The organism is Frankia gtarii, assembly GCF_025403375.1.
GTDB lineage: Bacteria > Actinomycetota > Actinomycetes > Frankiales > Frankiaceae > Frankia > Frankia gtarii.
In genome coordinates this window covers 20,099-27,411 of record NZ_JAMPTM010000068.1, presented here as the reverse complement: position 1 = coordinate 27,411, position 7,313 = coordinate 20,099, and the positions used below count along the sequence as shown (strand labels likewise).

Genomic DNA, 7,313 nt, shown 5'->3' with positions numbered 1-7,313 from the left:
GGGGCGGGCTGCGACCACTGCCCCTCCAAGCGGGTGAGCGCCTCCAGCTCGCCATAGTCCAGGAAGATGCCGCGGCACCCGTCGCACTGCTCGATCTGGATGCCGTTGCGGTTGTAAGTCCGCATCATCGCGTGGCACTTGGGACACTGCAGCGTGTAGCTCACGGGCGCAACCTGCCGTTCGGTGTGCGGGAGACATCCGACGTCGCTGGGTAGCGTACCGACCGTCGTCAGATCATCCGTTGCACAGTCAGGATTGCGACGCGTCGCCGGCGGTCCCCGCGATGCGGGCGCAGGCGTCGACGAAGGCCAGGCAGACCTCGTCCAGGCCGGTCTGCGCGTGGTGGGCGTCCGGCCGATCGGCTGGGCGGGCGTCGAGGTGGCGGGCGTCGAGGTGGTCGACGAGGGCGGTGGCGGCGTACTCCACCGTGAGGGCCCGCGCGGGCAGGTCGAGCGCCGGCCATGGATCGTCCCGGTCGGTCACCGCCGGGCCGCCGGACTCCGTGTAGGTGTCGAGGAAGCGCGCCCACAGCTGCACCGGCAACAGGCCTGCGGCGAACCAGGCCGCGGGCCGGGCCAGGTCCCAGGCCGGGTCGCCGAGCCCGAGGTCGTCCACGTCGATGAACCGCCAGCCGACCTCGGGCAGGGCGACTAGCTGTCCGAAGTGCCAGTCGCCGTGGATGACGGTGGTCGGCCGGTCGGGGCGGACCGCGGGCGGCGGCGAGGGTGGCGACGTCTCGCTCAGCGTCGCCCAGGCCGCGAGCACCGGTGCGGCCAGCGGGTGCGCGGCATGGCGACGCAACCGGCCGACCCGGTCGACGAGCCGGCGCAGCACGGTGGCCGGGGGCAGCGTGGCCAGCTCGGGGCGGCCGACCGGGTCGCGGTGCAGCCGAGCCAGCAGCGCTGCGGCCTGTTCCCAGGGCGCGTCGTCGGCGTCCTGCGTTCCCAGGGGGGCTCCCGCGGGCCAGGCGCTGACCTGATGGTCGCCGATCCGGACCGTGTACGTCCCCGGGCCGGGCGGCAGCTCCAGCGGGGCGAGCAGCACCGGGTGCGGCGTGGGCCGGGCGGCGAAGCGCAGCCGGGCGGCCAGATGTGCCGGGTCGGCGGTGGCTACGTGCGCCTTGAGGACCACCGTGCCGCAGCGCACGATCAGCCGATCGCTTCGGCGTGACACCACGGTGGGCGGCCCGCCGGCCCCGTCCGGGCGCAGCCGCCGGGCCAGCCGTGCCATGCCGGCCAGCAGTTCGGGCTCGATCCCGCCGGCGTCGATCCCGCCCGAGTCGATCCCGCCGGGGTTGGTCACGTCGAGGTCACAGCGCCGGTTTGCGCAGGCGCCAGATGCACTCGGACGGCCACCGCCGGGCCCACGCCTCGTCGGCCCGCTCGGGCTGTTCGACGCGGTCCCGGGTCGAGCCGTCCGTGGCCTCCACGTCGTACACCTGCTCGCCCGCGTACACCGGCTCCGGCGGGCGGGGCTCCAGCAGATCCTCGATGATCAGCCCGCAGTCCCGGAACAGTCTGATCCACGTGCCGTAGGGCAGGTTCGCGCTGACCAGGCCGTCCGCCTCGGTCAGCAGGCGCAGCGCGAAGTAGTCCCGGGTCAGCCGGGTGCCGGGGGTGTCCCGGCCCGGCCGCACGGTGATCTCGTAGATCGGACTGACGTGGCTGAACGCCAGCAGGCCACCCGGTCGCAGCACCCGCGCCGCCTCCGGCATCGACCGCATCGGGTCGGCGAAGGAAAACGCGCCGTGATCGGCGAAGACGATGTCGAACGACTCGTCGGCGAAGGGCACCGACTCCGCGCTCGCCTGCACCAGCGGGAAGGCCAACCCGGTGTCCGCGGCGAGCTTGCGGCTGTGCAGCAGCTGCCGTTCCGACAGGTCGAGCCCGACGGCGCGGGCGCCCCGGCGGACCAGCGCCGTCGACCACTGCCCCCCGCCGCACCCCATCTCCAGCACGTCCCGCCCGGCGACCTCGCCCAGCACGTCGAGGCTGGACTCCGGGATCGCCCACAGCCCCCAGGAGATGTCGCCGGTGAACGCCTGCCGGCGGATCTGCGGGGCGTTCACCCGCTGGTAGTCGTCGGAGATCTCGTTCCAACGGGCCCGGTTGGTGCGTACGTGGGCGTCGGTCCGTGCGTGGGCGTCGGTCCGTGCGCGGGGGTCGCCGTCGATCATCCTGCCTCGTCCTTCTCCCGGCGCCCGCGGCGCCGCTGCGCGCCCGCGCCGCCGGCTGGCGGGCACGAGCCGGGACGGCCGGAGGCACCGGATCGCCAGGCGGGATTTTCGTACCGCGCGGCGGCTGTCGTGATGGATCTGATCGGTCAATCGGTCATCGTATGAGACCGGGACGAACGCGAACTTCCCCCCTGGCCTGCCGGGCCCTCGCGGGGCCTCCCAGAGGGTCCGCCGGGCTGCCCGTAACCGGTGGCGGGAAAAATCGTCCGAGGTCGGCACATGACCGATCAAAAGCACGAGACGTGCAATGAGTAAACCGCTGGACAGCCGGGCGACGTGTTGTCCCATCCGTTTGCCGTGGGCCGGACGGTCTGGACGGAGTTCGGTGCGCCGGTGCACTCTCGGTCTCGTGGCGAGAGAGCGTAAGAGATCGAGCCGGTACTTCCGGCCGCCCGACGAGCAGCTCGTCCTGGGCCTCATGACCTGCCCGTCCTGCAACGGGACGCGGTACCAGACCCGCCCGCAGGCCGAGATCGACACCGACGGAATCTTCGACGGTGATGCCAACATTAAATGCCGGGAATGCGGCGGAAACGGCAAGGTTTCGCCGCCATGAAGAAGTCTCTTCCGGTACAGGCGGACTTTCTCTACCTGCGGTGCCCGGAGCATCGGGGCCGCCAACCCCGGCCGGGCCTGAAAACGACGCTGCGGCCCGGCGCGGAGTGCCCGCGGTGCCGTCTGGTCCGGGCGCCGGACCCGCCCGGCACCGGAGGCCGGCCGGCCGGGTAAGCCGTGACACCCGGTGGACGGCGGCCCGACGCCGCCCGCGTGACGGCCGGGGAACGTCAGCCCTTGGGATCGGTGACGGACGTCGCCGTGCGGGTGCCATCCGCGACCGTGGCGCCGACGACGACCTCCGCGCCCTGGTGGAAATCGGCGATCTTCGCGGCCTTCCCGTCGGCGCGGAACCTGGTGTCGTCGTTGATCACATACGTGGCGGCGAAGCCGTCCTCGCTGATGAGGCTGATCGACGTCGCGGTGATCGTGGTGATCGTGCCGCGCTGCCCGTCGACGACCTGGTAGCCCCTGTCTGTCTTGATCGTCGCCTCGCCGTGCAGACCGTGACCTGCGAGCCTGCTCTCGCGCAGGCGCAGGCGCGCCTCGGCCAGCCTCGGATGGTCGCCGTGGACCGACCGCGCCGCCGAGGAGGTGTCCGCCGCCGGTGCCGCGGGTGCCGCCGGTGCGGCGGACGCGGCCGTGCCGCTGAACCCGAGGCCGACCCCCAGCCCTAGCCCGAGCAGACCCGCCGCTGCCACACCCGCGCCGATCCGCCCCGTCAGGAAGCTGCGCATCTGTGCCGTCCTTCCCTGCCTGTGTCCGTCACGCCACGCGCGGACCGCCCGACCATGGGGCCGAGGTTGCCGTCCGGGCAGGCGTTGCGCGCCGCTGCGGCGCGCTGGTGGCACCACAGTGCGGCGGCCAGATGTGAACGAGATCGGAACGCGGTGAGGAAAGGGTGTAGGCGGACGGTCCTGCCGGTCGTGGTAGCGGATGGATTACTGAAAGCTGACCGCTGTCGGCCGGACCGCGTAGGCCACCCGGTGCGGCGCGTCCGAGGGCGGTCCGTCGAGCTTCATCGAGTAACGGTCGGCGAGCCGCATGAACAGCTCGGCGTTCGGATCGGGGTCGATCCGCTCGACGACGCCGCGGATCTCCAGGTACCGGTAGGGCGCCTCGGGATCGTTGACGGACACCGCCACCTGTGGGGTCCCCGTCACGTTGCGGTACTTCTGCCGGGTCGTGGTGTTCGTGAACCACAGGAACGTGCCGTCCCAGAGCACCCACATCGGGTTCACCTGGGGGGTGCCGTCCGGCCGGACCGTGGCGAGGTGCCCGAACAGCGGCCGCTCCAGCAGATCGCGATGGCTCTCGGGGATGACTGTCATACCTCGATGGTATATCAGTACCCTGATGGTTTGCCCGCCGCTCCTGCCCTTCCGGGGGAAGGAAACGGACGCGAAAGATCTTCATACGTATCCTTCCGCGGGGCGCGCCCGGTTTCGTGATCACCCCTGGCTCTACAGCCTTAGTGATCACCATGTGGTCGCTCATCGCAACGCGCAGGGGATGGATGTGACCGGGAGCCGTCAGAGGTTGGGGAACCGGTGGACCCAGCGGCGCTGCCAGGGGGTCTCGACGGCCCGCGGGTGATGGTGCGCGCGGGTCCAGGCGACGGCGTCGGCGGGGGACAGGCCGGCCAGCACGGCGAGGCAGGCGAGCACGGTCCCGGTGCGGCCGACCCCGCCGCCGCAGGCGATCTCGATCCGGCCGGACGTCCGCGTATGCGCGTGCAGCGTGCGTATGCGCGCGGCCGCCGCCACCGGATCCCGCGGGAGGAGGAAGTCCGGCCATTCGACCCACTCGTGCGGCCAGGTCAGCATTCCGTCGTGCCGCCGGCGCAGGCGTGCGCCGCCCAGGTAGAGGCCGCGTTCGGGGGACGGGCCGGACGGCGGCGGGTGACGCAGCCCGCGGGGCCGGATCCAGCCGCCATCGGGCAGTAGGAGCGCTCCGCGCAGCGACGTGCCGCTGTCGCCTACATGGCTGTCGCCTACATGGCTGTCGCCCATGCGGTCGAAGCGTACGCGTTCGGGGTCGACGCCGGGGGCTGCCAGGGCTCTCGCCGGATCGGATCGGTCCGGACGACGATGGCGCGGCCGGGCCTGTTGCCGGCGAGCCCGGACCGGCCACGGCCGGATCGACATGAACGGAATCGGCACCGGTGGGGGATGGCCCGACCCCCTCGGAGGTGGAGACCACCGGCCCGGACGGTCGCATGGTGGCAGGCTCGATGCCGCAGGGCAGCGGTCATGGGTTCGTAGATCCGCGGTAGCCTCGGACGAGGATGGCCGTTCTGGCCATCAGGGGTCGCCCACCCCAGCCGAGCCGAGCGGGCGCAGTGAGGACCGTGGCCGCCAGACCACGCCCGGTCGACGCCGGAGCCGAGCGCCTCGGCCTGGCGATCAAGCGGGCCGAGCAGGTGCTCATCGCCGAGAAGACCCGGGTTCTGCGGCCGTTCGGCCTCACCGTCCCGCAGTACGCCGCGATGTTCGCAATCGCCGCGGCGCCGGGCATCTCCGGTGCGAGGGCCGCCCGGGAATGCCATGTCACCCCGCAGACGATGGCCGTCGTCCTGGCCGGTCTGGAGGCGAAGGGGTTGATCGAGCGCCAGCCGTCCGAGGTGCATGCCCAGGTGCTGGTCACCCGGCTGACCCGGGCGGGTCATGCACTGTTCCGGCGGGCTGACGCCGCGGCCCGGGAGGTCGAGGACCGGCTCGCCGCCGCGTTCACCGGCGCCGAGCTCGCTACTCTGCGCGAGTTGCTCGCCCGGGCCGCCGGGGCGATCCCCGCCCCCTGACGACTGTTTGCGCGGGATCCCGAAGGCGGGGCCCGGGCAGACGACGACCGCCCGGCGGGAGCGCTCCCGCCGGGCGGTCGTGATGGTCGTGGTGCGCGTGACTCGGCTGCCGGGTCAGACCCTGGAGGGTTCCCGGCTTCCGCTGCCCGCGGCGTTCGGCTGCGGCGGTACCTGCGAGCGGGCCGCGCCCGTCCAGGACGGTGCCTCGCCGGCCTTGGGCGGCAGCGACGGGGCGAAGTTCTCCCCGAGCCGCTCCAGCGCCGCGCGGGCGAAGATCTGCTGCTGGGTGACCGTGCGCTCCGACCTGCCCCGGCCGATGAAGCTCACCGTCCAGTGAAGCAGGGTGGTCAGGCGGTGCTTGAAGCCGATGATGTAGACGAGGTGCACGGCCAGCCAGACCAGCCAGGCGAAGAAGCCGCTGAACTGGATGTTGCCGATCTTGGCCACCGCGCTGAAGCGCGAGATGGTGGCCATGCTGCCCTTGTCGTTGTACTTGAACGGGTGCCCGGTCTGCTTGCCGGCGACCCAGGCCCGGATCTCCTTCGCCGCGTGCCGGCCGCCCTGAATCGCGACCTGGGCGACACCCGGCAGCCGGTTGAGGCTCATCATGTCGCCGATGACGTAGATCTCCGGGTGGCCCGGGAGGGTGAGGTCGGGGAGGACCTCGACGCGGCCGGCGCGGTCGATGCCGGCGCCGGTCTGCTCGGCGAGCTGCTTGCCGAGCGGGCTCGCGGCGACGCCGGCGGCCCAGACCTTGCAGACCGAGTCGATCCGCCGGCGGGTGCCGTCACTGTCCTCGACGTCGATGCCGGTGGCGTCGACGTTGACGACCTTGGCGCCGAGCTGGACCTCGACGCCGATCTTCTCCAGCTTGTCGGCGGCCTTCGCGCCGAGCCGCTCCCCGAAGGGCGGGAGCACGGCGGGCGCGGCGTCGAGCAGGATCACCCGGGCCTTGGTCGGGTCGATGCTGCGGAAGTCGCGCCGCAGCGTGCGCCGCGACAGCTCGGCGATCTGGCCGGCCATCTCCACGCCGGTCGGGCCGGCGCCGACGACGACGAAGGTCAGCAGCCGCTCGATGTCGGCGGGATCGGTCGAGCCCTCGGCGAGCTCGAACATGCCGAAGATCCGGCCGCGCAGCTCGAGGGCATCGTCGATGCTCTTCATGCCCGGGGCGTGGGTGGCGAACTGGTCGTTGCCGAAGTAGGACTGACCGGCGCCGGCGGCGACGACGAGGCTGTCGTAGGGGTGGACCGTCGTCCGGCCGAGCAGCTGCGATGTGACGGTCTTCGCCTGCACGTCGATCGTGGTCACGTCGCCGAGGACGACCTGGGCGTTCTCCTGGCGGCTGAGCACCTCGCGGGTGGTCGGGGCGATCTCGCCCTCCGACAGGATGCCGGTGGCCACCTGGTAGAGCAGTGGCTGGAAGAGATGGTGGGTTGTCTTTGCGACGAGGGTGATCTCGACGGGCGCCTTGCGAAGAGCCTGCGCGGTGAACAGGCCCCCGAAGCCCGAGCCGATGATCACTACGCGGTGCGGGGAGCTCTGCCGCCCCTCGAGCCGTTCCGGTTCGTTGGCATGCCCTGTGCGGGCGCTGTCCGTGCTCACGATCCTTCTCCGCTCAACCTCTTGACTCCCAGCGGTGCCCGTTGGCGCCGCGGAGACCTTATCCCCGATAGCACGTCGGTCTCCACTAACTATTTTCCGCCGTATACCGGCCACTGG

Annotated in this window: 9 protein-coding genes; 2 read left to right on the top strand and 7 right to left on the bottom strand. The window is 72.0% G+C overall.

All coding sequences use genetic code 11. The annotated features are described in order from the left end of the window. The 3 genes from NBZ83_RS12780 to NBZ83_RS12770 form a co-directional block, all read right to left on the bottom strand. Window positions 1-164 (bottom strand): TFIIB-type zinc ribbon-containing protein (locus NBZ83_RS12780; RefSeq protein WP_261575002.1); only part of this gene is annotated, 164 nt, incomplete at its 3' end. 85 nt (window positions 165-249) lie between these two features. Further along, window positions 250-1,302 (bottom strand): phosphotransferase family protein, encoded by a 1,053-nt coding sequence (locus tag NBZ83_RS12775; RefSeq protein ID WP_261567129.1) that lies wholly within the window; start codon window positions 1,300-1,302, stop codon window positions 250-252. Window positions 1,303-1,309: 7 nt separating this feature from the next. Beyond that, complete coding sequence (locus NBZ83_RS12770) at window positions 1,310-2,176, bottom strand: class I SAM-dependent methyltransferase (protein ID WP_261567130.1); 867 nt, start codon at window positions 2,174-2,176, stop codon at window positions 1,310-1,312. A gap of 409 nt (window positions 2,177-2,585) precedes the next feature. Between NBZ83_RS12770 and NBZ83_RS12765 the strand changes: the two genes are divergently transcribed. Further along, window positions 2,586-2,792 (top strand): hypothetical protein, encoded by a 207-nt coding sequence (locus NBZ83_RS12765; protein WP_261567131.1) that lies wholly within the window; start codon window positions 2,586-2,588, stop codon window positions 2,790-2,792. Window positions 2,793-3,021: 229 nt separating this feature from the next. On the opposite strand, the gene NBZ83_RS12760 is transcribed toward NBZ83_RS12765, so the two are convergent. From NBZ83_RS12760 to NBZ83_RS12750, 3 genes are all read right to left on the bottom strand, one after another. Continuing rightward, window positions 3,022-3,528, bottom strand: coding sequence for a hypothetical protein (locus NBZ83_RS12760; protein ID WP_261567132.1), 507 nt, complete (start codon window positions 3,526-3,528; stop codon window positions 3,022-3,024). 204 nt (window positions 3,529-3,732) lie between these two features. Beyond that, entirely contained in the window at window positions 3,733-4,122 is a 390-nt protein-coding gene (locus NBZ83_RS12755) for a PPOX class F420-dependent oxidoreductase (RefSeq protein ID WP_261556197.1), read from the bottom strand. A gap of 201 nt (window positions 4,123-4,323) precedes the next feature. After that, window positions 4,324-4,803, bottom strand: coding sequence for a protein-tyrosine phosphatase family protein (locus NBZ83_RS12750; RefSeq protein WP_261575001.1), 480 nt, complete (start codon window positions 4,801-4,803; stop codon window positions 4,324-4,326). Between the two features lie 338 nt (window positions 4,804-5,141). Here NBZ83_RS12750 and NBZ83_RS12745 point away from each other — a divergent pair, with 338 nt between their 5' ends. After that, a complete protein-coding gene (locus tag NBZ83_RS12745; protein WP_261567134.1) occupies window positions 5,142-5,591 on the top strand; it encodes a MarR family winged helix-turn-helix transcriptional regulator in 450 nt (149 codons plus the stop codon). Window positions 5,592-5,705: 114 nt separating this feature from the next. Here the strand turns inward: NBZ83_RS12745 and NBZ83_RS12740 are convergent, their stop codons facing one another. After that, complete coding sequence (locus NBZ83_RS12740; protein ID WP_261567135.1) at window positions 5,706-7,196, bottom strand: NAD(P)/FAD-dependent oxidoreductase; 1,491 nt, start codon at window positions 7,194-7,196, stop codon at window positions 5,706-5,708. Window positions 7,197-7,313: the final 117 nt, after the last annotated feature.

Bases quoted from the DNA above. Each gene is read 5' to 3' on its own strand.
- NBZ83_RS12770 (WP_261567130.1), bottom strand. From the start codon at position 2,176: ATGATCGACGGCGACCCCCGCGCACGGACCGACGCCCACGCACGGACC.
- NBZ83_RS12750 (WP_261575001.1), bottom strand. From the start codon at position 4,803: ATGGGCGACAGCCATGTAGGCGACAGCCATGTAGGCGACAGCGGCACG.
- NBZ83_RS12760 (WP_261567132.1), bottom strand. From the start codon at position 3,528: ATGCGCAGCTTCCTGACGGGGCGGATCGGCGCGGGTGTGGCAGCGGCG.
- NBZ83_RS12755 (WP_261556197.1), bottom strand. From the start codon at position 4,122: ATGACAGTCATCCCCGAGAGCCATCGCGATCTGCTGGAGCGGCCGCTG.